Annotated in this window: 18 protein-coding genes, 1 tRNA gene and 1 pseudogene; 6 read left to right on the plus strand and 14 right to left on the minus strand. The window is 68.5% G+C overall.

What is annotated here, in order from left to right:
- Positions 1 to 122 precede the first annotated feature (122 nt).
- From LE190_RS21840 to LE190_RS17840, 3 genes and pseudogenes are all read right to left on the minus strand, one after another.
- Positions 123 to 365 (minus strand): nucleotidyl transferase AbiEii/AbiGii toxin family protein, encoded by a 243-nt coding sequence (locus tag LE190_RS21840; RefSeq protein WP_267875339.1) that lies wholly within the window; start codon positions 363 to 365, stop codon positions 123 to 125.
- An 86-nt stretch (positions 366 to 451) separates the two neighbouring features.
- Positions 452 to 664 (minus strand): annotated as a pseudogene (locus LE190_RS22035) (nucleotidyl transferase AbiEii/AbiGii toxin family protein); the annotation flags it as partial.
- Positions 661 to 1,266 carry a type IV toxin-antitoxin system AbiEi family antitoxin domain-containing protein gene (locus LE190_RS17840; RefSeq protein ID WP_225239965.1) on the minus strand — a complete coding sequence of 202 codons (606 nt, stop codon included), beginning with the start codon at positions 1,264 to 1,266 and terminating at the stop codon, positions 661 to 663. The gene LE190_RS17840 and the pseudogene LE190_RS22035, both read right to left, overlap by 4 nt.
- An 86-nt stretch (positions 1,267 to 1,352) precedes the next feature.
- On the opposite strand from LE190_RS17840, the gene LE190_RS17845 reads away from it, so the two are divergent.
- Entirely contained in the window at positions 1,353 to 3,206 is a 1,854-nt protein-coding gene (locus LE190_RS17845) for a class I SAM-dependent methyltransferase (protein WP_225239966.1), read from the plus strand.
- 60 nt (positions 3,207 to 3,266) lie between these two features.
- Here the strand turns inward: LE190_RS17845 and LE190_RS17850 are convergent, their stop codons facing one another.
- The 4 genes from LE190_RS17850 to LE190_RS17865 form a co-directional block, all read right to left on the minus strand.
- Entirely contained in the window at positions 3,267 to 4,493 is a 1,227-nt protein-coding gene (locus tag LE190_RS17850; protein WP_225239967.1) for a tyrosine-type recombinase/integrase, read from the minus strand.
- A 177-nt stretch (positions 4,494 to 4,670) separates the two neighbouring features.
- Positions 4,671 to 4,760 (minus strand) — tRNA-Ser (locus tag LE190_RS17855).
- 48 nt (positions 4,761 to 4,808) lie between these two features.
- On the minus strand, positions 4,809 to 6,854 hold the full coding sequence (locus LE190_RS17860) for a putative bifunctional diguanylate cyclase/phosphodiesterase (protein ID WP_225239968.1): 2,046 nt from the start codon (positions 6,852 to 6,854) through the stop codon (positions 4,809 to 4,811).
- Position 6,855: 1 nt separating this feature from the next.
- Entirely contained in the window at positions 6,856 to 8,043 is a 1,188-nt protein-coding gene (locus LE190_RS17865; RefSeq protein WP_225239969.1) for an EAL and HDOD domain-containing protein, read from the minus strand.
- Positions 8,044 to 8,281: 238 nt separating this feature from the next.
- Here LE190_RS17865 and LE190_RS17870 point away from each other — a divergent pair, with 238 nt between their 5' ends.
- The 4 genes from LE190_RS17870 to LE190_RS17885 all read left to right on the plus strand — a co-directional run bounded on the left by LE190_RS17870 (position 8,282) and on the right by LE190_RS17885 (position 15,781).
- Entirely contained in the window at positions 8,282 to 10,348 is a 2,067-nt protein-coding gene (locus LE190_RS17870) for a carbon starvation CstA family protein (RefSeq protein WP_225239970.1), read from the plus strand.
- The gene (locus tag LE190_RS17875) at positions 10,348 to 10,554 is read left to right on the plus strand and encodes a YbdD/YjiX family protein (protein WP_225240091.1); all 207 of its coding nucleotides are present in this window, start codon (positions 10,348 to 10,350) and stop codon (positions 10,552 to 10,554) included. The genes LE190_RS17870 and LE190_RS17875 overlap by 1 nt, the downstream gene beginning before the upstream one ends.
- A gap of 198 nt (positions 10,555 to 10,752) precedes the next feature.
- Positions 10,753 to 13,611, plus strand: a complete 2,859-nt coding sequence (locus LE190_RS17880; RefSeq protein WP_225239971.1) for a hybrid sensor histidine kinase/response regulator — start codon at positions 10,753 to 10,755, stop codon at positions 13,609 to 13,611.
- Between the two features lies 1 nt (position 13,612).
- Positions 13,613 to 15,781 (plus strand): putative bifunctional diguanylate cyclase/phosphodiesterase, encoded by a 2,169-nt coding sequence (locus LE190_RS17885; RefSeq protein ID WP_225239972.1) that lies wholly within the window; start codon positions 13,613 to 13,615, stop codon positions 15,779 to 15,781.
- 13 nt (positions 15,782 to 15,794) lie between these two features.
- Here LE190_RS17885 and LE190_RS17890 read toward each other — a convergent pair whose 3' ends face one another.
- Entirely contained in the window at positions 15,795 to 18,212 is a 2,418-nt protein-coding gene (locus tag LE190_RS17890; RefSeq protein ID WP_225239973.1) for a penicillin acylase family protein, read from the minus strand.
- Between the two features lie 150 nt (positions 18,213 to 18,362).
- On the opposite strand from LE190_RS17890, the gene LE190_RS17895 reads away from it, so the two are divergent.
- Entirely contained in the window at positions 18,363 to 18,647 is a 285-nt protein-coding gene (locus LE190_RS17895; RefSeq protein ID WP_225239974.1) for a hypothetical protein, read from the plus strand.
- Here LE190_RS17895 and LE190_RS17900 read toward each other — a convergent pair.
- From LE190_RS17900 to LE190_RS21945, 6 genes are all read right to left on the minus strand, one after another.
- The gene (locus tag LE190_RS17900; protein ID WP_225239975.1) at positions 18,547 to 19,458 is read right to left on the minus strand and encodes a polysaccharide deacetylase family protein; all 912 of its coding nucleotides are present in this window, start codon (positions 19,456 to 19,458) and stop codon (positions 18,547 to 18,549) included. The genes LE190_RS17895 and LE190_RS17900 overlap by 101 nt on opposite strands.
- A complete protein-coding gene (locus LE190_RS17905) occupies positions 19,445 to 20,575 on the minus strand; it encodes a glycosyltransferase family 4 protein (protein ID WP_225239976.1) in 1,131 nt (376 codons plus the stop codon). The genes LE190_RS17900 and LE190_RS17905 overlap by 14 nt, the downstream gene beginning before the upstream one ends.
- Before the next feature lie 99 nt (positions 20,576 to 20,674).
- Positions 20,675 to 21,265 (minus strand): recombination mediator RecR, encoded by a 591-nt coding sequence (gene recR / locus LE190_RS17910; RefSeq protein WP_225239977.1) that lies wholly within the window; start codon positions 21,263 to 21,265, stop codon positions 20,675 to 20,677.
- Positions 21,266 to 21,279: 14 nt separating this feature from the next.
- The gene (locus tag LE190_RS17915; protein WP_121561271.1) at positions 21,280 to 21,606 is read right to left on the minus strand and encodes a YbaB/EbfC family nucleoid-associated protein; all 327 of its coding nucleotides are present in this window, start codon (positions 21,604 to 21,606) and stop codon (positions 21,280 to 21,282) included.
- A gap of 41 nt (positions 21,607 to 21,647) precedes the next feature.
- Entirely contained in the window at positions 21,648 to 23,840 is a 2,193-nt protein-coding gene (locus tag LE190_RS17920; RefSeq protein ID WP_225239978.1) for a DNA polymerase III subunit gamma/tau, read from the minus strand.
- 62 nt (positions 23,841 to 23,902) lie between these two features.
- On the minus strand, positions 23,903 to 25,375 hold the full coding sequence (locus LE190_RS21945; protein WP_225239979.1) for a methyl-accepting chemotaxis protein: 1,473 nt from the start codon (positions 25,373 to 25,375) through the stop codon (positions 23,903 to 23,905).
- Positions 25,376 to 25,509 lie beyond the last annotated feature (134 nt).

Raw genomic sequence — 25,509 nt, forward strand, 5'->3', positions numbered from 1 at the left:
GGCGTCGCTCTTCGGACACCGTCACGACTTCGATGGTTTGCTTGTTACTAGTCATACTCACAGTCTTATTCCTATCCGTAAGGATACAGCATCAACTGTGTCTGGTGAATCAAGGGGCTATTTCACTTTTCAGCGATGACGGTGTACATGGGATAGGCACGCAACGGTGGTGGCGCGACATTCTCTAAAAGCGCTGGAAACTGCAAGATGTCTGCTACAGGCGTCACGGCATCGCTGTATCCAACCTCGATCTGCACCGAGCAGCGCGCACCATCCAGTGTGCTGAGCAGTGTAACTCGCGCGCCTTCATGGTTGGCTTCTTTGCGAATCCGCGCCGCCTGCACGCTGCCCTGGTCAAAGACCATCCCGTCATCGGATGGCTCAACCCAGACCTGCTGAAGACCTCGATGAGGCCGTCAAGCTCGGAAGGTACGAAGCCAAGCAAGTCGATCTCCCGGGTTGGCCGGTGCGGCTGGTCGAACCACAGGTCGAAGAGGAGCGCCCCCTTCAGCAGGAACTGATCGGCCCAAGGCGACACGCTCAACCGGTATAGCAGCCGCTCGAGCGAATACCGCGTCAGGATCAGGTTGAAGTCCGTCCTGTCGGCCCGTGTGCGGTTCAGAAGCCATGCGCGAACCGATGCAGCGCGATTCGCTGCTTTCATGCCGCCCCCACAGCTTCCAGATACGGACGCATGACGTTTGCTACCCTGCAGATCTCCGCATAGCGCCACAGTTCGTCCATTGTCGCCCGCTTACCGTTCCAGGCTTCGCGCATGGCTTCGAGCGCAACATCCAGGCCAATCTTGTTACGGAACTTGAAACAGTCAGCAACTGTCTTCGCCACGCTAAACACGCGCACCTGGGCGCCAGCAAGGTCTGCAATGTCGACGCCCTCGGTCATCGCCGGTCCCGACATGCGGACTACCCGCAGCGGCGGATAATCGAAACGCGGAGCACGTGCCTTGTGCGGTATGGCGAGCCAGATGTCGGATGACTGCTGCGTGGTCAGATCGTGAAAATGCAGCGCGGAAAGCAGGCATAGCACCCCGCTTCCGCTACGTGTTGTTACCTCGGCAAAGCTCTCGTACTCGGACGCAGACCGGTCGGGCAATGTGTACAGGCCTCGGCCAAGTTTGAGCAGCCGGCCTTCGTCGGTCAGCGATGCCAGCAGTGCGCGCGGTGCACCGGCACTGTCCACATCTCGTGTACGCAGTATGCCTTTGGACCGGGCAAGCTCAAGAATTCGTTCAGCTTGTTGACTCATGAAGCCAGGCTACACAAAACATCGGCACTTATCCATATATGCCGACATTTTGTTCAATATCTCCTATTCTGGTGTGCCTGAACTGGATGAAGACTGAAGGCATCGAATCCATTGGATTTGCATACGATTGCAAACATATCGATTGCTCTGCGGCAGCATGCTTCGGCATACAATTGATGAGTCGACAAATCATACCGAAGGTCATGCAGACCATTCCTCACTACGATCAGAACGCCGAGCAGCTTGTCTCCCAGTACGAATCGCTGAGCTTCGAGCATGTGCACCCTGCCCTGCTGGATCTGCTACCACTGCCCGGCGCGACGATTCTGGACGTCGGCGCCGGTTCCGGAAGGGACGCTGCCTGGTTTGCGGCCAAAGGATACGATGTCGTCGCCGCCGAGCCCTCGGAAGCGATGCGTACGCTGGCGCGCCAGCGCCATCCTTCGCCACGCATTCACTGGGTGGCTGACACCCTGCCGGACCTGGCCCAGGTACGCCGGCTGGGACTTACCTTCGATCTGATCCTGCTCTCTGCGGTCTGGATGCACGTTCCACCGACTGCCCGCCAGCGTGCCCTGCGAAAGCTGGCGACGCTGCTGTCGCCAAACGGACGCATCGCCATCAGCCTTCGCATCGGCCCACCCGATACCGACCGCGCCATGTACGAGGTGACGCTCTCGGAGCTGACGGCGATGGCGCAGCAGTTCGGCCTCAGGCTGGTACGCACCGACGACAGCCCAGACAGGCTGGGCCGGCCGAGCATTTCGTGGACGACTGCGGTCCTTGGCCTACCGGATGATGGCTTGGGCGCACTTCCGCTTCTACGCCACTTGATCCTCACCGACGGGAAGTCATCGACCTACAAGATTGCGCTGCTACGTATCCTCGCCAGGATCGCCGATACCGCGGCCGGAGCTGCCCGCCATGAATCGGACTCCGTTGTCCTGCCAATGGGCCTGGTGGCGCTCTTTTGGCTACGCATGTACAAGCCGCTCATCGAGGGTGGGCTTCCTCAAATGCCACCCAACCGGGCCGGGAACGTACCGGGATTCGTGACCAACAACTTTACGGCCTTGCGTCCCATTCGCCCGGTGGACCTTCGTGCGGGGATGGCGTTCTACAACGACACAGCGCGGCACCTTCATGGAAGCCTGTGGGAGATCTCCCGCTTGATCCGCGAAATGCCGGTCAAGTACCTGCGCTGGCCGGCGAGCGACGAGAACATCTTCCACATCAGACACCAACGCCGTACATCGACCCCATCAAGCCTGCGCATTGATGACCCTTTCCTGTGGAGCTTCGGCGAATTTCACGTTCCGCTCCAGATCTGGGATGCGCTCAGCCACTACAACGTGTGGGTCGAACCGGTCCTCGTTGCGGAGTGGGTGCGCCTGATGGAGTCCTACGCGGGCCAACTTGGCCCGGCACTTGGCCAGACTGCGTACTCGCTGTTTGCCTGGGCAAATCCCGAGCGCGACACCAGCTTTGCGCGCGCCGCTGTCGAACAGCTTCGCACGCGGGGCAAGTCCATCTACTGCGTCTGGTCGGGCCAGCGCCTGCGGGATGACTACGACATCGACCATTGCTTTCCCTTTGCTGCATGGCCCTGCGGAGATGCCTGGAACTTGATGCCCGCATCGAAGCGGATCAACAACGAGAAGTCGAACCGTCTGGTCACTCAGACCGGACTGGTACGCGCCAGCGATCGGATCACCGAATGGTGGGAAGAAGCCTTCCTGTCGGCGGGAAGCGAGGCGCGTCACCGCTTCTTCCTCGAAGCCGAGCAAACCCTGCCAATGCTGGAGACTGCCGCTTCGCCGGCAGACCTGATCGATGCGATGAAGGTACAGCGCATTCGCTTGGCAAAGGATCAGGGTTTGCGTCCATGGGAACCAGGCGCAATCAAGGAGCAGCTTGTACTTACCCCAGACTACACTTGATTGGCAACGCGGCGCAGCTGATTACGTCATGACGTAATCCTCCAGAGTGTTAAAAGCCACTCACCTGCGTTCTTGCGCGATTAACGCCGCGGTTTGGTCGCTTGCGCAATAGTCGGCCCATGCCTGCATCAGGATCACACGCTTGTCGAGCAGGTCTCCGCGCCTGTATGCCGCCTCCACCCTGTCCGGCAGGTTGTGCGCCAGCGCGTGCTCGCATACCTCGCGCAGGAACGAGTTGCCTTCCCACTCCGCGCACCAGTCACGGAACGTCGAGCGGAAGCCATGGACGGTGATGTCACTTCGCCCCATTCGCCGCAGGACGGCCGTAAGGCTCATGTCCGACAACGTCGTCTTCGCGTCTCGCCCTGGAAAAACAAAGGCCCCACGGCGCTCCAACGCACGCAGGAGGACTATCGAACCGGTGGACAGCGGCACGCGGTGCTCCTTCCCTGCCTTCATGCGCCCGGCGGGGATGGTCCACAGCTTCGCTTCAAGGTCGATCTCATCCCAGGTCGCGCCGCGCACCTCGCCCGACCGGCACGCCGTCAGGATCGCAAACTCGATCGCACGAGCCGAGACACCTTCGCGTTTGCGCAGCTCCGTCATGAAGCTGCCCACTTCACGCCATGGCAGCGCGGGATGGTTCTTCACCGGAGCGATCTTGTTCGGGTTGGCGAGCAGGTTTTCCAGGTGTCCGCGCCAGCGCGCAGGATTTACGTCATGACGTAACTTGCGCGTGGCCGCCCAGTCCAGGATGCTCTCGATGCGTCCGCGCAGGCGTGTCGCGGTCTCAGTTTTCGCTTTCCAGATGGGGCTGAGCACTTTCACGATCAGGTCCGTGTCCACGTCGGCCACCGGCAGTGAGCCAATGACAGGGCTGGCATACATGGCGAGCGTGGTCTCCCACTGCGCCGCGTGTTTTGCACTCTTCCAGCTGCCACGGTGCGCGTCGATGTACGATGCAGCGCATTCGTCGAAGCTCACGCGCTTGGCCTGGCGCTGCGCATGCTCGGCTCGGGTTTTATCCCGTTCGTCTAGCGGGTCGCGCTTATCCAGCAGAAGCAGGCGGCATTCCCTCGCCTTCTCACGCGCCAGCGCCAGGTCGACGGTGATGCAGGAACCAAGTCCCATCTCGCGGCGCCGTCCGGCGAGATCGTAGCGAAAGATCCAGCTCTTCGATCCGCTCCTGGACACCTGCAGCCACAATCCGCCGCCGTCACCGTAAAGCCCTGGGCGTGTCACGGAACGCACCTTGATCGCAGAAAGCTTGTTGATCGTGTAGCTCATCGGTGTACCCACCTTTCGACCACATTCTTCACTCTCAAACCTACCCACCGCCCTACCCACTCTGAAGAGCGGGATGCAGGTAGATTCTAGTGGACGTCGATGGACACCGATTTTGACATTTCTCCTATGAGGAGACGAAAAAAAGCCCCAACTTGTGGGGCTCTTGTTCAGTATGCTTGGCGGAAGCGGTGAGATTCGAACTCACGAACGGGTTCCCCCGTCGGCAGTTTTCAAGACTGCTGCCTTCAACCACTCGGCCACGCTTCCCTTGAGGAACCGGCATTATACATAAACCGTCCGCGCCGGACAGCAGATTCAGGCCACCAGCAGCCAGTTCTCGCGCAGGCTGCGTTCGAAGTCGTCGGCCGGCAGCGGTTTGCTGTACAGGTAGCCCTGCACTTCGTCGCAGCCCGATTCGCGCAGGAAGGACAGCTGCTCCACCGTCTCTACCCCTTCCGCGATCACGCGCAGCCCGAGCTGCTGCGCCATGCTGACGATGGTGCCCGCGATCGCACAGTCGCTCGGGTCGCCCGGGATTCCGGTGGTGAACGAGCGGTCGATCTTGAGGGTGTCGATCGGGAAGCGCTTCAGGTAGGACAGGCTCGAATAGCCGGTGCCGAAGTCGTCCAGCGACAGCGCCACGCCCAGCCGGTGGATATCGTCCATGATCGCCGTCACGCGCCCGAAGTCGTGCATCAGGGTGCTCTCGGTGATCTCCAGCTCCAGCCAGGACGCGTCGAGCCGGTAGCGCGCCAGCGTGGCCGCCACGCGCGCCGGCAGCGACGCGGTGAACTCGCGCGCCGACACGTTCACCGCCAGGCGGAACGGCGGCAGCCCGGCGCGCTGCCAGAGCGCGGCCTGGGCGCAGGCCTGTTCCAGCACCCACTCGCCCACCTGCACGATCAGGCCGGTGCTCTCGGCCAGCGGGATGAATTCGCCCGGCGGCACGATGCCGCGCGCCGGGTCCAGCCAGCGCACCAGCGCCTCGGCGCCCACCAGGCGGTCGGTGCCGATCTCGAACTTGGGCTGGTAATACAGGATCAGTTCGCCGTTGCCGAGCGCCTGGCGCAGGCCGGACTCGATGCGCATGCGGTCCTGCATGCCCTGGTTCATGTCCTGGCTGTAGAAGGCGACGCTGCGGTCCGGGTCGGCGTCGAGCTGCTTGGCGCGCTCCATCGCGATGTCGGCCAGGCCGAGCAGGGTCTCGGCTTCGTTGCCGTCCTGCGGGTAGACGCTGATGCCGATGCTGGCGCCCACGCGCAGGTCGTGGCCGCCGATCAGGAAGGGCGCGTCGAGCGCAGCCTGCAGTTTCTGCGCCACGGTGGTGGCCTCGAAGTGCTGGCGCATGTCGAACAGGCCCACCGCGAACTCGTCGCCGGACAGGCGGGCCACCACGTCCTCGTCGCGCAAGGTAGCGCGGAAGCGCTGCGCCACCTGGCGCAGCAGCTCGTCGCCGATGCGCCGGCCAAGGGTGTCGTTGATGCGCTTGAAGCGGTTCAGGTCGACGAACAACAGGCAGCCGGCCGTCTCGTTGCGCTGGGCGACGATCAGGGCCTGGTCGACCAGGCGCGCGAACAGGGTGCGGTTGGGCAGCCCGGTCAGCTCGTCGTAGTAGGCCAGGTGGTGCAGCCTTTCCTCGGCCTGCTTGCGCTCGGTGATGTCGGTGAGGTAGGCGATCAGCCCGATCGGGCGCTCGGCCAGGTCGCGCAGCGGCGACAGCGACAGGCTGGCCCAGAACACCTCGCCCGATTTTTTCCGGCGCCGCACCTCCATCATGCGCCCGCCCTGCTCCACGAAGCTGTCCTCGAAACCTTCGTCCTCGTCGGCGTACAGGAACAGGATGTTGCGACCGATCGCTTCCAGCGCGGTGTAGCCGAACAGTTCCTCGGCGCCGCGGTTCCAGCTGGTGATGTAGCCCATCTGGTCCATGGTCAGTACCGACTCGTGGATCTGGTCCAGGATCTGCGACTGGTGCGCCAGCTGCGCTTCCATCTGCGCGTAGGCGTGGGTCGAGCGCACCGCCAGCGAGTGCACCTGCAGCAGCGACGCGGTCAGGTGGGCCAGGCCGGCCAGCTGGCGCGCGTCCTCGGCCGCATAGGCGGCGCGTCCGGCCACCTCGTAGATCCCGAACTGTTCCGCGCTGCCGGCCACCACCTGGCGCAGTAGCGGCCCGTTGCCGGCCGGCGCGCCGATGCCGGCGCCCGGCAGGAAGCGGCCGACCGGACTGGCCAGCAGCGCGGCCGCGATCCGGCCCAGTTCCGCATGCAGGGCCTCGCCGCGCAGGCGCAGGACGGCGTCGCACACGGCGGTCGAACCGCCGACGAAATTCACTGCTGCGTCAACTGGTGCGACCTCGTGCATGTCAGACGTTCCGCCCCACCTGGATCGCCCAGTGATAGGCCTGCAACTGGCTGTACCACCAGTCGGCCGCGTCGATCTCGGCCTCGTCGAGCGCCGCCCGGGCCGGATGGGCTTCGGCCAGCCGCAGCCAGCGCCCGAGGACGCCGCCGCGCGCCAGCAAGGCATCGGTGACGTGCGGCGGCAGGTGCAGTTCGGCGACGATCTCGCGCATCGGCATGTGCAGCAGGCGGTCGAGCAGCGAGAACACGCCGGTCATATAGGCCAGGTCGCACTCGTCGCGCTCGCCGCCGTCCTGCTTGCACAGCGATTCGAGCTGGGCGCCGCGGCGCGCCGCCAGCGGTAGCAGCAGGTTGGGCAGGCCATCGGGCTGCTGGCGCGCGTACAGCAGCAGCTGCAGCCAGCGCTGCAGCTGGCGCCGGCCGAGCAGGCTGATGGCCTGGTGGAAGCTGGTGATGCGGGTGCTGACCGCGAAGGCGGCCGAGTTCACCAGCTTCAGCAGGTGGTAGGACAGGGTCGGATCCTGCTTGAGCTGCAGTTCGATCTCGCGCGAGTCGGCGTCGCGCGACAGCAGGCCAAGCAGGGTCAGGATGCGGCGGCGCGAGCTGCCGTCCTGGTTTTCCCCGGCGGCGAGGGCCGGGTCCTGCGGATAGGCGCCGCAGAACCAGTCGAAGCCGGCCATCTCGCTGTCGGCGAAGTGGCGCGCCGTATCGACGCCGCGCGCCAGGTGCGGGCCGAACAGGGCCGCTAGACGTCCCGCCGGCAGCGGCGCGCGGGCGCAGTCGTGGGTGACGGTACGCAGCGCGGACGGTGCCGCCACGCCGGGCGGCAGCGGGCCTTCCAGCCACAGGCGGTAGCCGAGTTCGTGCAGTTCGGTCAGCCGGCGCGCGACGCCGTCGAGGGCGAGGACGCTGGCAGCGACCACGAAGCCGACGCGGTTGGCCGGCAGCAGGGCCAGCACCGGCGGCGTCAGCGCGGCGGGGTCGTCCAGCAGCAGCAGGGCGTCGAGCGGCGCGATCGCGGCCAGCAGGTCCGGCGCGCCGAACACCGCCTGCAGGCGCAGCGGCAAGCCCTCCCCCGCCTCCAGGCGCAGGCACAGGGCCACCCATTCGTTCTGCCCATTGGCGACCGGGTCGATTACTACCAGTGGAAATGGGGCGGGGTCCAGCGCGGCCATTGGATGGGCTCTCAATAGTATTCGGGCAATCTTATTCGACCGATTATGAGAACGCAACTATTTTGTTTCTCCACGGATACTTCCTGTCAATGCAGGAAAACAACCGCGACACGGATGGTGCGCGCCGCATCCCGGCGCGTAATCATGCGCTTGCAGTGCTGATATTCGTGCAACATACTGCAAGCCAGGCTGTCCAATCTGCGGCGGCTGGCAGGCCGTCCCAGCCTGTCGCTGCCATCTTCGGAGGAGCACCATGAAACAATTGTCGAGTACGCTCGGCTGGATTGCGCTGGCGGTCCTCGGCGCCTTTTCGCTCGGTTTCGTCGCGGTCAAGCGCGGCGAGACCATCAACGCGATCTGGATCGTCGCCGCGGCCGTCTGCGTCTATCTGATCGCCTACCGCTTCTACAGCAGGTTCATCGCCTACCGGGCGCTGGGCCTGGACCCCAGCCGCCAGACCCCGGCCCACAAGTACAACGACGGCCTCGACTACGTACCGACCAACAAGTACGTACTCTACGGGCACCATTTCGCGGCGATTGCCGGCGCCGGCCCGCTGGTCGGCCCGGTGCTGGCCGCCCAGATGGGCTACCTGCCGGGCATGATGTGGATCCTGGCAGGCGTCGTCTTCGCCGGCGCCGTTCAGGACTTCATCGTGCTGTTCATGTCCACCCGCCGCGACGGCCGCTCGCTGGGCGACCTGATCAAGTCGGAGATGGGCGAGATCCCGGGCCTGATCGCGCTGCTGGGCTGCTTCATGATCATGGTGATCATCCTGGCAGTGCTGGCCCTGATCGTCGTGAAGGCGCTCACCGGCTCGCCCTGGGGCACGTTCACGGTCATGGCGACGATCCCGATCGCGCTGTTCATGGGCCTGTATTCGCGCTTCGTGCGCGTCGGCCGCATCGGCGAAGTCTCGCTCATCGGCTTTGTGCTGCTGATGCTGGCCATCGTCGGCGGGCAGTGGGTGCATGATTCGCCGACCTGGGGCGCGACCTTCAATTTCACCGGCACCCAGCTGACCTGGATGCTGATCGGCTACGGCTTCGTGGCCTCCGTGATTCCCGTGTGGCTGCTGCTGGCGCCGCGCGACTACCTGTCGACCTTCCTGAAGATCGGCACCATCGTGGCGCTGGCGATCGGCATCGTGATCGTTGCCCCCGACCTGCGCATGCCGGCCGTCACCAAGTTCATCGACGGCAGCGGCCCGGTCTGGTCGGGCAACCTGTTCCCCTTCCTCTTCATCACCATCGCCTGCGGCGCCGTGTCCGGCTTCCACGCCCTGATTTCCTCGGGCACCACGCCCAAGATGATCGAGAACGAAACCCACGCCCGCTTCATCGGCTACGGCGGCATGCTGATGGAATCCTTTGTCGCCATCATGGCGCTGGTGGCGGCGGCCACCATCGACCCGGGCGTCTACTTCGCCATGAACAGCCCGGCCGCGCTGCTGGGCACCACCGCGCAATCGGCCGCGGCCGCCGTATCGCAGATGGGCTTCGTGATCACGCCGGAAACACTGGACCAGATGGCGCGCGACGTCGGCGAACACACCATCATCTCGCGCGCCGGCGGCGCCCCGACCCTGGCGGTGGGCATGGCGCACATCCTGTCGAACGTGATCGGCGGCCAGGCCATGATGGCCTTCTGGTACCACTTCGCGATCCTGTTCGAGGCGCTGTTCATCCTGACCGCGGTCGACGCCGGCACGCGCGCCGGCCGCTTCATGCTGCAGGACCTGCTGGGCGCCTTCTCGCCTTCGCTGAAGCGCACCGAGTCGCTGCCGGCCAACCTGCTGGCCACCGGCCTGTGCGTGGCGGCCTGGGGCTACTTCCTGTACCAGGGCGTGGTCGATCCGCTGGGCGGCATCAACACCCTGTGGCCGCTGTTCGGCATCGCCAACCAGATGCTGGCCGCGATCGCGCTGATCCTCGGCACCTGCGTGCTGTTCAAGATGAAGCGCGCCCAGTACGCCTGGGTGACGATCGTGCCCACCCTCTGGCTGCTGGCCTGCACCCTTACCGCCGGCTGGCAGAAGATCTTCGACGCCAACCCGAAGGTCGGCTTCCTGGCCCACGCCAGGAAGTTCCAGGAGGCGCACGATGCCGGCACCGTGCTGGCCCCGGCCAAGACGGTGGAGCAGATGGAGCGCATCATCTTCAACGACTACGTCGACGCCGCGCTGGCCGGCTTCTTCATGGTCGTGGTGCTGGCGGTGCTGGTGTACGGCATCCGCACCGTGCTGGCGGCGCGCGCCAGCAGCGGCCCGACCGTGAAGGAAACCCCGTACGTGGCCATGCCCACGCCACAGGTGTCATGATGTTCGGCACCCTGCTCGACGCCGGCAAGCAGGCCGGCAAATACCTTGGCCAGAGCATGCGGCTGATGGTCGGCCTGCCCGAATACGACACCTACCTGGCGCACATGGAACGCACCCATCCGGACCAAACGCCGATGAGCTACGAGGAATTCTTCCGCGAGCGCCAGGAAGCCAGGTATGGCGGCAAGCGGGCCACCTGCTGCTGAAGCACGGCGGCCCGCATCCACGACGAAGGGGCGCTGCGGCGCCCCTTCCGCTCTGCGCGGCACGGCGGCGCTTTGATATCTCTCAATCCCACCTCTCCCCCCTGAACGTATATTTTTTTCTTGCGGGAACTTGCACTCCGCAAAGGAAGCCCTGCGCCGTCCGGCGCCGGGCCGTTCCTGCCGTCCTGCGGGATCAGCATGCCGACTTTCGCGCGTTCCAGCCTGAACCAGAAGCTGACCACCATCTCGCTGTTCTCCACCGCGACCGCGCTGGTGTTCGTGTTCACGGTGCTGGCGGCGGCCTCGGTGGCCAGCCAGCGCCGGGACGCCGCGGCCCAGCTGTCGGCCCTGGCCGAGGTGATCGCGGCCGGCAGTGCCGACCACCTGCTGCTGCGCGACCGTCCGCGCGCCCAGGCGGCCCTGGCCGCGCTGGCCGGCAAACGCGACATCTCCGCCGCTGCCCTGTACGACCGCCACGGCCAGGTCTTCGCCCAGTACCGTGCCGGCGCCAGCAACCGTCCCATCTCCCCGGTGCTGGACGGTATCGACGGCGCCGCCCTGGCCGCTGCGAACGCCGCCGGCCAGCACCTGCTGGCGCGCCACCTGCGCGTGTACCAGCCGGTAGCGAGCCCCGGCCTGCAGGTGGGCGTGGTGATGATCGAGACCGACCTGGCGGGAGCCTGGACCGAGATCGTGGCCGGGCTGGCGCTGATGGCGCTGGCCATGGGTGTCGCGCTGGTGGTGGCGGTGGCCATGGCCGGCCGCTTCACGCGCAGCATCGCCGAACCGGTGTCCCGGCTGATCGGGACGGCGCGCCAGGTCTCCGCCAGCCAGGACTACAGCCTGCGCATCGCGCATGCGCGCAGCGACGAGCTGGGCCAGCTGATCGACAGTTTCAATACCATGCTGGCCCAGATCGAGGATCGCGGCGCGGCCCTGCTGCAGCACCGCGACGAACTGGAGCGCCAGGTCGGCGTGCGCACCGCACAGCTGGAAAAGGCGAAGAACGCCGCAGAAGCGGCAAGCCGCGCCAAGAGCGCCTTCCTGGCCACCATGAGCCACGAGATCCGCACCCCCATGAACGGGGTGCTGGGCATGACCGATATGCTGCTCGCGACCGGGCTCACCGAGGTCCAGCGCAACTACGCCAGCCTGGTCAAGCGCTCGGGCGAACACCTGCTGGTGATCATCAACGACATCCTCGACTTTTCCAAGATCGAGGCGGGCAAGCTGGCCATCGAGTACCTCAACTTCAACCTGTGGGACCTGCTCGACGAGCTGCACAAGGTCTATGCGCCGCAGGCCGCGGCCAAGGACATCGGCTTCGGCTTCGACATCGCCAACGACATCCCGGTGGCGATCTGCGGCGATCCGAACCGGCTGCGCCAGGTCCTGGCCAACCTGCTGGGCAATGCGGTCAAGTTCACCGGGGAGGGCCGGATCCAGGTCCGCGTGCGGGTCAGCCGCGAGGATGCGCAGCAGGTCACGCTGCGCTTCGAGGTGCACGACACCGGCATCGGCATCGCGCGTGCGGCGCGTGCGCACCTGTTCGAGGCCTTCGCGCAGGCCGACGCGTCGACTACCCGCCGCTATGGCGGCACTGGCCTGGGGCTGGCGATTTCCAGGCAGCTGGTGGAACTGATGGGCGGCGCGATCGGCGCCGACAACGCACCTGAACAGGGTGCGGTATTCTGGTTCACGCTCGGCTTCGACAAGCGCCGCGTGCACCCGGATACGGCGCATGCGCCCGGCCAGCGCCCGCGGCCGCTGGCCGGGCTGCGCGTGCTGGTCGTCGACGAACACGAACACAGCCGCACCGAGCTGCTGGGCCAGCTGCAGGGCTGGGGCGCCAGCGCGCACGGCGCCGCCAGCGCGGTGCTGGGCCACGACAGCCTGCTTGGCGCGGCGCGCGCCGGCCAGCCCTACGATGCCGCCGTGATCGACATGGAGCTGCGCGACACCAGCGGGCTGGCGCTGGCGGCTTCCCTCAGGTCCAAGCTTCCGGCCGGCCTGCACGTATCCACCCGCCTGGTGCTGCTCAGCCCCGGACGGCTGGCGGCGGACCCGGTGCAGCGCCGCATGGCCGGCGTCGCGTACCAGCTGGTGAAGCCGGCGCGCGCGGCCGACCTGGTCGCCTGCCTGGCCACCGGCGCTACCCGCCTAGCCCTGCCGCCTGCGGCGCCGGCCGGCATCGCCGCAGCCGCCGATCCCCTTCCGGCGGGACCGCGCCGCGCGCCACGCGTGTTGCTGGCCGAGGACAACCCGGTCAACGTGGAAGTCGCGAAGGCGATGCTGGAGAATTTCGGGCTCGAGGCGCACTGCGCCGGTAATGGCCAGGAAGCCCTGGATGCGCTGCGCGCCGGCGGCTTCGATGCGGTGCTGATGGATTGCCAGATGCCGGTCATGGACGGCTTTGCCGCCACCGCCGCCATCCGCCGCCACGAACGCGAAGCGGGCCACGCCGGGCCGCTGCCGGTGATCGCGCTTACCGCCAACGCCCTGCAGGGCGACCGCGGCGCCTGCCTGGCTGCGGGCATGGACGACTACCTGTCCAAGCCTTTCACCCGGCAGCAGCTGGCGGCCGTGCTCGGACGCTGGGTCGCGCTGCCGCGTGCCAGCCTTCCGGCGGACGTGGCGCCACAACCGGCGCGCGATGCCGGACCAGGACGAGGACCAGGACCAGCTCCGCGCTGCGCCGCCGTCAGCCGCGCCGCGCTCGACAATATCCGCGCACTCAGCTGCGACGCCGGCGCGGACCTGGTGCAGAAAGTGGTCCAGGCCTACATGGCCGAAGCGCCGCGCCAGCTCGCCGCGTTGCGCCAGGCGCTCGGCGGGCCCGACGCGGCGCTGCTGCGGCGCCTGGTCCACGGCCTGAAGTCGGCCAGCGCCAACGTCGGCGCGCTGCGCCTGGCCGCCCTGTGCCGCGAGTTCGAACTGCTCGGACGCGCCGGCGCGGACGCGGGCCAGGCGGCCATCCTGGCCGTCCTGGCCGACATGGAACGCGAATTCGAGGCAGTGCGCACCGCGCTGCATGCCATGCTTGAAAAGGAAACCTGATATGCCTGCTCCAACCATGCGGCGTGGCACGGTACTGGTCGCCGACGACGATCCGGTAATGCGTATGCTGATGCGCGAAATGCTGGCCCAGGTCGGGCTGGAGGCGATCGAGGCGGCCGACGGCGAAGCCGCGGTGGAACTGGCGCGCCGCCACGCGCCCGACCTGATCCTGCTGGACGTGGAGATGCCGCGCATGGACGGTTTCGCGGCCTGCGCGGCGATCCGGCGCAGCGGCAGCGCAGCCGGCGCGGACGGCCGGGGTGAAGGCGGGGGCGGCGGCGTGCCGATCGTGATGGTCACCGGCAGCGACGACCTGGAGGCGGTAACGCGCGCCTATGAAGCCGGCGCCACCGACTTCGTGTCCAAGCCGATCAACTGGCCGATCCTTGGCCACCGCGTGCTGTACGTGCTGCGCGCCAGCGACGCCATCGCGCGCCTGCGCCTGGCCGACGCGCACAACCGCGCGGTGCTGGCCGCGATCCCCGACAGCTTCTTCCGGCTCGACCGCGACGGCTACTATCTCGACTATGCCCCCGGCCTGGAACAGGAAGCCGCCCTGCCCGCCGCCTGCTCCGCAGGCGCTCCCTGCGTGCCGTGCGCCGGCCGGCACATCACCGAGGTCCTGCCGGCCGCGGTCGCCGCGCGCATGCTCGGGCAGATGCGCACCGTGCTGGCCACGGGGGAACTGCGCTCGGTCGAGTACGCGCTGGAACGGGACGGCGCGCTCCAGCATGTCGAGGCGCGCCTGGTCGCCACCGGCGCGTCGCAGGTGCTCGGCCTGGTGCGCGATATCAGCGAGCGCAAGCGCGCGGAAGAACAGATCCGGCGCCTGGCCTACTGCGACGGCCTGACCGGCATCCCGAACCGCCAGGCCTTCCTCGAAACGCTGGAGCGCGAGCTGCAGCGCTCCAGGCGCGCCAAGCGCAAGTTCGCGGTGCTGTTCATGGACCTGGACGCCTTCAAGCGCATCAACGACACGCTTGGCCACGATGCCGGCGATATGCTGCTCAAGCTGGTCTCGGAACGCCTGCGCGACACCATCCGTCCGCGCGACCTGGTGGCGCGCGCCGATGGCGAAGCGCAGGGAGCGGCCGAGCTGGCGCGCCTGGGCGGCGACGAGTTCACCATCCTGCTCCCGGACCTCGAACGGGCCGAGGATGCGCTGAACGTGGCCAGCCGCGTGCGCGAAGCGATGCGCCGGCCCTTCGCCCTCGACTGCCACGAGATCTTCGTCACGGCCAGCATCGGCATCTCGCTGTTCCCCGAAGATGCCGAGGATAGCGGCTCGCTGCTCAAGTTCGCCGACACCGCGATGTACCACGCCAAGAACTGCGGCAAGAACAACGCCAAGCTGTACAGCGCCGCGCTGACCATGCAGATCATGCGCCAGGTGAAGCTCGAGGTGGGGCTGCGCAAGGCCCTGCAGAACGGCGAGCTGTACCTGCTCTACCAGCCGCAGCGCGACGTGCGCAGCGCCGACATCGTCGGGGTCGAGGCGCTGGTGCGCTGGCGCCATCCGGAGCGCGGCCTGGTGTCGCCCGCCGAGTTCATCCCGCTGGCCGAGGACACCGGCCTGATCGTGCCGATCGGCGAATGGGTGCTGCGCACCGCCTGCCGCCAGGCGCGCAGCTGGCAAAAGCTGGGCGGGCGGACGCCGCGCATCGCGGTCAACCTGTCGGCGCGCCAGTTCAAGGACGAGAACCTGGCGCAGATCGTGCACTCGGCCCTGCTCGACGCCAGCCTCGATCCGCGCCTGCTGGAGCTCGAGCTGACCGAAGGCACCCTGATGGACGATGCGCTGGCCACCCTGGCCACGCTGGAGCAGCTGCGCGCGATCGGCGTCCAGCTGTCGATCGACGACTTCGGCACCGGCTACTCGTCGATGAGCTACCTGAAGCGCTTCGACCTGCGCACGCTGAAGATCGACCGCAGCTTCATCCACGGCCTGCCGCAGGATGCGCAGAACGCGGCCATCACGCGCGCCATCATCGCGATGGCGCACGGGCTCAGGATGGCGGTGGTGGCGGAAGGCGTCGAAACCGGCGAGCAGCTGCGCCTGCTCGAGGAGTATGGCTGCGACATGGTGCAGGGCTACTACCTGGGCCACCCCGCACCGGCCGATGCGATCGCCGGCATGCTGTCCGCCCGGCTGCCGCTGGCGGCGAAATGAGCCGCGCCGCGCTTCAGCGCGCCGGCAGCAGGCGCAAGGTATGGCGCGCATGCCCGGGCAGCAGGGGTACCGGCCGGCCGGCCGCCCATTCGGCATGCCCGGCCAGGAAGAAGGGCGAGAGCGGATGGCCGCTCTGCCCGCCGGGCATGTTGTACAGGCCCTCCTCTTCGCGCCCGGGCGACACCGTCAGGCGCTGCGACTGGCCGAAGGACGGCCCGGCCACGCGCGGCATGTGGGCGTCGCCCGGCAGCTGGTCGGCGGGCGCGCCCAGGAAGCGCTTCAGGGCCGGCACCGCGATGCTGACCGGATGCGCGATCGCGGCCGTGTTGCGCCGCCCCCAGCTGGCCCCGGCCAGCGCCTGGCCATCCTGCGTCAGCTCGGCGATCACCCGGTCCACCGCCGCCAGCTCGAGCGCGCGCCAGTCGGCGTAGGCGGGCGGCAGCCAGGCGGCGGGCCGGGCATCGAGCAGGCGCGCCACCACCTCGGGCCAGCGGCTGGTGCCGGCCACCGGACCCGACTTGGGATCCTCCGCCTGCTGCGCGGCGCGCGCGCCGCCATACAGCAAATCGTGCAGGGCCCACATATAGCCGCGCGCCAGGCGGTAGCCGACCGAGTCGACGCTGGCGCGTCCATCCCAGCTGCGCTCCAGCAGGCGCCGGAACTCGGCGCGCTGCGGGTGGCCGGCCAGCGCGGCCTGGTCGAGCGCGGCCAGCGCCCGCCCGCGCCAGGGAGCGATGAACAGGGCGCGGTCGTCGAGCGCCACGTCGAAAGCGCGCGCCACGCCGACCCCGGTGCCGAGCGCGCGCAGGCCGTCGGCCAGCTGGCGGTTGCGCGCGCCGATGTCGAAGCCGCCGTCGCCGATCAGGCCGGCACCCGCACCCATCAGCTGGCGGCTGTTGGCGGTGCTGAGCTGGCCGTCGCCCGGGTTCAGCACGCGCGGGTAGCGCTGCGGCGGCAGCAGCGCGCTCCAGGTGGGCACGCCCTCTTCCAGCGGGAAGCTGGCGGCCGGCGCCGGCGTGCTGCGCTGCGGCAGCGGGCCGGCGATGGTCCAGCCGATATTGCCGGCCGCGTCGCCGGCCACGAAGTTCTGGGCCGGGATGCCGTCCACGTTGGCGAGCGCCAGCGCTTCCTCCACGCTGGCGGCGCGTTCCAGCGCCAGGTGGCGCAGGTTGACCGCGGCCGGATCGTGCGCGATCCAGTGCACGGCGTAGGCGCGTCCGCCCGCTTCGCGCACCGGGCCGAGCGAGGTCTCGCGCACGACGAAGCGTTCCGGTGCCGCTCCTTTCACCGCGATCAGCTCCACGTGGGTCGTCGGCGTCTCCCAGCCGCCCGGCAAGCGCAGCTGTCCGGGACGGGATGGACCGCGCCCGAGCACCACCAGGTCGAGCAGGTCGGCATAGCTGTTGGTAAAGGCCCAGGCCACCTGGCCATTGCTGCCGACGATGACCGACGGCGGCGCGCCCGGCAGGCTGACCCCGGCCAGGCGCCGCTGGCCGCCCCGCGGATCGGGAAAGCGCAGCGCCAGCCGGTACCAGATATTGGGCAGCTGCAGGCCGAGGTGCATGTCGTCGGAGACGATCGCGGCGCCGCTGGCGCTGCGGCTGCCGGCCACGGCGTAGTTGTTGCTGCCGACCGCATCGACGGAGTCGGCGCCGGCCAGACGCTGCCCCTGGCCGGCAGCTGCGCCCCACCAGGCGGGCGCGGTGGCGGGGATGGGCACGGGCCCGGGCGCGGCGGCGCCGGGCGTATCGTCCAGCGTACGGTCCAGCGTATGGTCCCACCGGCTCGCCTCCGGCAGCAGGAAGGCGAGCTGCTGCGGGGTGCTGTGCGTGCGCAGCCAGCCGCGCGCCAGCTCGCGCTCTGCCTGGCTGTCCTGCAGGTCGATGTACATGGCCCACACCACCAGCAGCGAATCGGCCGCGCGCCAGGGGCGCGCTTCGGTCCCGGTCAGCAGGTATTCGAAGGGCCGGGACCGCAGCGCGCCCAGGCCGTCGTTGACGCCGGCGACATAGCGCTCCAGCAGGGCCCGCTCCTTCGCGTCCAGGCGCGCCAGCGCCGCGTCGGCGCGGGCGCGGAAGCGGTGCAGGCGGCGCGCGCGGTCGAGCGGCAGCGCGCGCGGGCCGAACAGCTCGGCCAGCTCGCCGGCGGCGGTACGGCGCAGCAGGTCCATCTGGAAGAAACGTTCCTGGGCATGGACGAAACCGGTCGCGTAGGCGACGTCGGCGCGGCTGTTGCCGCTGATCAGGGGCACGCCGGCCGCGTCGCGCGCCACCGTCACGGGGCCGTCCAGGCCGGGCGCGCGGCGCTCGCCTTCGAGCTGGGCCAGGCTGGCGCGCAGGATCAGCCAGGCGGCGGCGAGCGCCAGCACGACCAGCACCAGCAGCCCGGCCAGGGCACGCAGGGTCCAGGTTTTCCAGCGGCGCAGTCGCATCTTGTCCCCTCTTTTGTTTGAAGAGTATCTTGCCAGAAAAACTGTCGGCGCGGACCGGGGTCAAGCACGATTGGGACGCGGTCAACGGACATTGCGGCGCCGTCCTATACTGGAAGCGGGCCGCCAGGACGGCGGACAGAGGAGTAAATCATGAATCTCTCGAAAACAGCGGTGCTCGCCATGACGATGGCGCTGGCGGCCTGCAGTACGCCGCAGCAGCGCGCCGAACGCATGCAGGCCGAAATGGCGGAGCTGATGACCATTTACGGTCCGGCCTGCTCACGCCTTGGCTACGCCGAGAACAGCGACCAGTGGCGCCATTGCGTGCTGCAGCTCAGTACGCGCGAGGAATTACGCCAGACTGGTCCGACCTATTACGGCGGCTGGGGTGGACGCTACTGGCGGGGCGGGGGCTACTGGGGTCCGTACTGGTAAGCAGGCGCTGCGCGAAGGCGGCCTTGGTCAGCGCCGTGCGCTGCGCCAGCATACGCTCGACCGTGGCCTGCGCATGGCGCAGCAGGCGCGGATAGCGCAGGTCGGGCGGATGCAGGCTGAGGCGAACCAGGGGCCGCCGCGCCAGCACCAGGGCCAGCAGGTCGGCCAGCACGGGCGAAGCCAGCCGTCCGCTGCGGTTGCGCGCCGCATACACGAGCGAGGGCGAGAACAGCGGTGGCGGATCCTGCGCGCCAGCGTGGGCCGCGCGGCGCAGCGGGTGGAAATGCCGGAAGCTGGTGGTGTAGTCGAAGTCGAAGCCGCGCAGCGCCTGCCAGGCGCCCTCCCCCATCAGCCAGGCTGGCGGCACGAAGCCGCGCACCGGCCAGCCGCGCGCGGCGAACCAGTCGAGTCCGCACTGGATGCGGCGCGCCGCTTCGGCGGCGCCCAGGGCCGCGAATTCCCCCTCGCGGCTGTAGGTGCCGCGCAGGAAGCGTTCGCCCAGGCCAGTTGCGCGCGGGGCGGTATCGAGGTGGGTGAAGCCATGCAGGGCCAGTTCGTCGCCGCGCGCCAGCGCCTGCGCCAGCCCTGCCTCCATCCTGGCCGCGTCGCCGCCGGGGCGGTGGTATTGCGGCACCACCAGCCAGGTGAGCGGAATATCGGCCACCTCGCGCACGGCCTCGGCCAGGCGGGCGCAGGCGTCCCAGGTGGCGGGGGCCACGTCGTGGATCGACACGCATAACGCGGGCGCACGGCTGTCCACGGCGGCGTGTGCGGTGTCGCGTTCCGCCCCTGCGGATTCAGTCGGGAACACAGATACGCTCCGGCACGGGACGCACATCCGCCCGGGCCGCCAGCAGGCTGCCGTAGCGGTGCATCAGCTGCGGAAAAACCTGGTTCCAGTCGTAGCCTTGCGCCTTGCGCCGCGCCTGCGCGCCCAGGCGCGCCAGGTCGCGGCCATACATGGCCTCGATCGCGCCGGCCAGGCTGGCGGCGTCATCCGGACGGGCCAGCAGGCCGGTTGTTTCATCCACCAGTTCGGCGACTCCGCCGCCGTCCGTGCCCACCACCGGCAGGCCGCAGGCCATGGCTTCCAGCACGATCAGTCCGAAGGTCTCGCAATCTCCCGGATGCACCAGCAGGTCGCAGCTGGCCAGCACGCCGGCCAGCGCGCGCTGGTCGCGCCGGAACGGCATGAAGCTCAGCTGCGGGTGGCGCGGCAGCGCATCTCCTCCGCCCACCAGCAGCAGGTGGTAGGGTGAGCCGAGGCGGCGCACGGCCTCGATCAGGATGCCCAGTTTCTTGTCGGCCGTGAAGCGGCCGGCATAGACCAGCAGGCGGGTGCCCTCCGACAGGCCCAGTTCGCGGCGCAGGCTGGCGCGGCGCCGGTCCGGATGAAACACCTGGCTGTCGATGCCGAGGGGCTGGTGCAGGACCCGGGTCACGCCCATTTCGGCTAGTTGACGCACCATCAGCCGGCTGGGTGCCAGCACGGTGTCGAATTCGCGGTACAGGTGGGCCAGGTAGCGGCGGGTGCCGTGGAACAGGGTGTCGCCGAAGCGGTTGCGCACCAGGCGCGGCAGGTCGGAATGGTAGAAGGCGATGGCGGGAATGCCGAGCTGCTGGCGCAGGCGCAGCGCGGCCCAGGCGCAGTGCCCGGCGTCGCCCGCCTCGATCAGGTCGGGGCGGGCCGCGCGCAGGCGCCGCGCGGCGGCGGCCACCGACAGTGGCATACGGTAACCATTAATCCCAGGCAAGGACACGGCGGGGACCCGCACCAGGCCGGGGCCGTCGTCCTCGCCCACGTTGGGGCTGAGGATCGTGTGCCGCGCCCAGCCGAAGCGTGCGAGCCAGCGCGCCTTGGCATTCAGGTAGGTACTGACGCCGCCACCTTCGGCGGCATAGAACATCGTGATGTCGACAAGATGCATGGTGGATCCGCTGAAAGTGCCACGATGGCAGCGGCCCACCGTCCGGGCTTGCGCGCACGCAGCCTGGCGGGTTCTGCTACCGGGTCGTCTTGCAGGGGATTATGCGCTGCGGCGATCGAGCATGGCGCGCGCTATCGTACCGGCGTCGACATACTCGAGCTCGCCCCCGACGGGGACGCCGCGCGCCAGCCGGCTGACCTTCAGGCCGCGCGCCTTCAGCATCTCGCTGATGTAGTGGGCGGTCGCTTCGCCCTCGTTGGTGAAATTGGTGGCGAGCACCACTTCCTCGACCACGCCATCGCTGGCGCGGCCGACCAGCTTGTCGAGGTGCAGGTCGCGCGGGCCGATGCCGTCCAGTGGCGAGAGCCGCCCCATCAGCACGAAGTACAGGCCCTTGTAGGTCAGGGTCTGCTCGATCATCATCTGGTCGGCAGGGGTTTCGACGACGCACAGCAGGGCCCGCTCGCGGCTCTCGTCGGCGCACAGTTCGCACACCTCGGTGTCGGAGAAGGTATTGCACATGGCGCAGTGGTGCACGGTATCCACCGCCTGGTAGAGCGCACGCGACAGCATGGCCGCGCCTTCGCGGTCATGCTGCAGCAAATGGAAGGCCATGCGCTGCGCCGACTTGGGACCGATGCCGGGCAGGCGCCGCAGTGCCTCGGTCAGGAAGTCGAGCGACCTGGACATGGCAAAATCCTTGCTTAGAAAGGCATCTTGAAGCCGGGCGGCAGCGGCATGCCGGCGGTCAGGCCGCTCATCTTCTCGCTCGCGGTGGCTTCGGCCTTGCGCACGGCGTCGTTGAAGGCGGCCGCGACCAGGTCTTCCAGCATGTCGCGGTCGTCGCCCAGCAGCGAGGGGTCGATGGTGACGCGCTTGACGTCGTTCTTGCAGGTCATCACGACCTTGACCAGGCCGGCGCCCGACTGGCCTTCGACTTCGATCTGGGCCAGCTGCTCCTGCGCCTTCTTCATGTTGTCCTGCATGGCTTGCGCCTGTTTCATCAGGCCTGCGAGCTGGTTTTTCATCATGGTCGGTTTCTCCAATAAGTTCCGGATGGGTTAAGTATTTTTCAGGCGGCTGCCGGCTTCACCGAGCCGGGCACGACGAAGGCGTCGAACGTGCGTTCCATCGCCTGCACGAAGGGATCGGCGGCCACCAGGGCTTCGGCCTGGCGCTGGCGCTCCTCGCGCGCGGCCTTGGCTTCGGCCGCGGCGGTGTACCAGACCGGACCGATCTCGGTATCGAGGTTGATCCGCACTTGCGGAAAATGTTCCTGCAGGGCGGCGCTGAGCTTTTCACTGTTGCCGCTGGCGCGCAGGGTATCGACCGGCACCCGCAGGCGGAAGGTCGCGGCGCCCTCGTGCGCCACGCAGTCGATCAGCTCGGTCTGCAAGGCCAGCTGCTGGGCCACGCCGCGCAGCGGCAGGTTGGCGGCCAGCGCCGGCCAGTTGCCGTCCCAGCCGATGACGGGTACCGGCGTGACGACGTAGGCGTGCGGCGGCGCGGCCGGGGCGCGCGCCTGCACCGGCGCGTTCGCCGCCTGCGGCGCGCCGGTCACGGCGGGCGCATCGGCGGCTACGGCGGTATCGTCGGAAAACTCGGTGACCCAGGACGGCGGCTCGTCATCGGCCGGCGCCGGACGCATGCGGGCCTGGGGCGCCTGCCGCTGCGGCTGGGCCGCCTGCGGTGCCGCCGCGTCCCATGGCGGACTGGCGCCAGGTCCTGGCCGGGCGGCCGCTGCGCCCTGCTGCGCGGCGGATGGGCCTGGCGCGGACGGCGGCGCGGAGGGCGCCGGGGCTGCCGGTGCGGCAGGAGCGGTGGCGGGGCTGGCAGCCGGTGCGCTGGCGGCCGGCGCCTCGGCGCGCGGCCTGGCGCCCCCGCCGCCGTTGCGGCCGGACGCGGCACGCGCCGCTTCCAGCGCCGCATTGATCGCGGCGCGCGCCGAGCTCATGGCAGGAGCCGGGCTGGAGGCAACTGGCGCACGTTCCGGCGCTGCCTGGTCCCGCGCCTGCGGTGCGGCCGGCGGAGTCTGACGCCCGGGCACCGGCGCCGGTGCCACCGCATGGCTGGCCGCGGCCACCGCCGCCGCGCGCGCCGCCGGGGCTGGGGCCGGGCTGGCGCCGGCAGCCGCGGCGGGCGCCGCCGCCTGCTCGGCACCACCCTGCCCCGGACGGAAAGCGAGCATGCGCAGCAGGGTCATGGTGAAACCCGCGTATTCGTCCGGCGCCAGGCCGATCTCGTTGCGGCCATGCACCGCGATCTGGTAATACAGCTGCACTTCCTGCGCGTCGAAGGCCTGCGCCAGGCGCAGGATGTCGTTCAGTTCCGGCAAGTCCTGGGGCACCGCCGAGGGCACCGACTGCGCCAGCGCGATCCGGTGCAGCAAGGTGCCGAGGTCCTGCAGCGCGCCGTTGTATGACAGGCTGCGGCTGGCCATCTCGTCGGCCACCGCCATCAGGTCGGCACCGTCCTGCGCCAGCAGTGCGTCCAGCAGGCGCACCAGGTAGGACTGGTCGAGCGCGCCCAGCATGCCCTGCACGGCTTCCAGCGTGACCTGCCCGGCGGCGTAGGCGATCGCCTGGTCGGTCAGCGACAGCGCATCGCGCATCGAGCCGTGGGCGCCTTGCGCCAGCAGGCGCAGGGCCGGCTGCTCATAGGTGACGCCCTCCTGTCCGAGGATGTTTTCCAGGTGGCCGACGATGTGGCCGGGCGGCATCTGCTTGAGGTTGAACTGCAGGCAGCGCGACAGCACCGTGACCGGGATCTTCTGCGGGTCGGTGGTGGCGAGGATGAATTTCACGTGCGGCGGCGGTTCTTCCAGCGTCTTCAGCATCGCGTTGAAGGCGTGGTTGGTGAGCATGTGCACCTCGTCGATCATGTAGACCTTGAAGCGCGCATTGCTCGGCGCGTACACCGCCTGTTCCAGCAGCTGGGCCATCTCGTCGACGCCGCGGTTGGAGGCCGCGTCCATCTCGATGTAGTCCACGAAACGCCCGGCGTCGATCGCGCGGCAGGCTTCGCACTGGCCGCAGGGCTCGGGCGTGATCCCGCCCTGCCCGTCCGGGCCCACGCAGTTGAGCGACTTGGCCAGGATGCGCGACAGCGTCGTCTTGCCGACCCCGCGCGTGCCCGTGAACAGGTAGGCGTGGTGCAGGCGGCCCGTTTTCAGCGCATGGGTCAGGGCACGGACGACGTGCTCCTGGCCGACCAGCGTGTCGAAGTTCCTGGGACGGTATTTGCGGGCGAGGACTTGATAGGACATGCCGCGATTTTACCGCAGTTGAGGCCCGGGGCGAACTTTCCCCGGCGTGCCTGCCGACAATATCAGCGGGCCGCGAGGGCCGGACGGGCGGCCGCCGCCGGCTGTGCCACCGGCGCCTCCCCCAGGCGGAACACGCTGACCACCTCGGCCAGCCGGCGCGCTTCTTCTTCCAGCGCATCGGCCGAGCTGGCGGCACCCTCCACCATGCGCGCGTTGTCGCGCGTGGCGGCGTCCATGGCGCCGATCGCCTCGCCGATGGCGGCGATGCCGCCCGCCTGCGCGCGGCTGGCGCTGCTGATGCCGGAGATCAGGGCCGAGACCTGGCGCACGCTGTCCACCACCTGTTCCATGGTGGTGCCGGCCTGGCGCACCAGCTCGCTGCCCGCCGCGACCTCGGCCACCGATTCGCCGATCAGCGCCTTGATCTCGCGCGCCGCCACTGCCGAGCGCTGGGCCAGGTTGCGCACTTCGCCGGCGACGACGGCGAAGCCGCGCCCCTGTTCGCCGGCGCGGGCCGCCTCGACGGCTGCGTTCAGCGCCAGGATATTGGTCTGGAAGGCGATGCCGTCGATGACCGTGATGATGTCCGCGATCTTGCGCGCCGAGGCATCGACGGCCGTCATGCGCTCCACCGCGCGGCCGACCACGGCGCCGCCCCGCGCCGCGACCTCGGCGGCATTGCCGGCCAGTTCGCTCGCGGCGCTGGCGCGGTCCGCGTTCTGGCGCACGGTGCCGGTCAGCGCGTCCATCGAGGCCACGGTGGCATGGATCGACTCGGCCTGGGCCCGGGTACGAGCAGCCAGTTCGGCATTGCCGGCGGCCATCCGGACCGCGGTGACGCTGGTCGCCTGCACGCTGCGCTGGACGCTGGAGAGCGCCTGCTCGAGCATGCTCACCACCTGGCGCAGCGCACGCCCGCTGTCGCTGCCGGCAGGCAGGCTGTCGGCGCGCAGGTCGATCCGGCCGCCCTCGTTCGCCATCGCCGCCACGCTGGCGCGCAGTTCGGCCGACTGCAGCGCCTCGCGCCGCAGCATCCCGGCCAGCACGCACAGCACCGCAGTCTCCGCCACCACATAGGCGGCATGCACCAGCACGTTGGCAAGGCCGGGCTCGGCCAGGCAGCGCACGCCGAAACCGAGTTCCTGCAAATAATTGAACGACAGGTGGTGCACGGCCGCGGTGGCGGCGGCGGCGACGATCACGGCCCAGTCGCGGTAGACCAGCAGGAAGGCCAGCAGCACGAAGATCCCGAAGTGCAGCTCGCTGCGGCCAGCCGCCTGGTGGATGTGCAGGGCGCAGAACACCATCATCGCCGCCCCGACCATCAGGCGCGTCGGCCGGCTGCCGCCGTGCACGAGCATTGCCAGGGTGGGCAGCAGGGCTGCCGGCAATCCGACCAGCAGGGCCCAGGACAAGGTGTCGTGCAGGCTGGACAAGGCCAGTCCCAGGACGAACAGGATCCACAGGATGGCGCACATCAACCGGTCGGCCTGCAATTGCGCCCCCTTCAATACATCGTCAACGCTGTACGGCACCACACTTCTCCCGGCAAGACAAAACCTCTATTCAATCAGAATAGAAATTTCTTAGGGGAAATTTTATACCGTGTGCGAGACAAGAGAGGTTCATGCGTGGCGAATAACAACACCTGTACCGATTGAACGACATG

Source organism: Massilia hydrophila (genome assembly GCF_020208145.1).
Taxonomy (GTDB): domain Bacteria; phylum Pseudomonadota; class Gammaproteobacteria; order Burkholderiales; family Burkholderiaceae_D; genus Telluria; species Telluria hydrophila.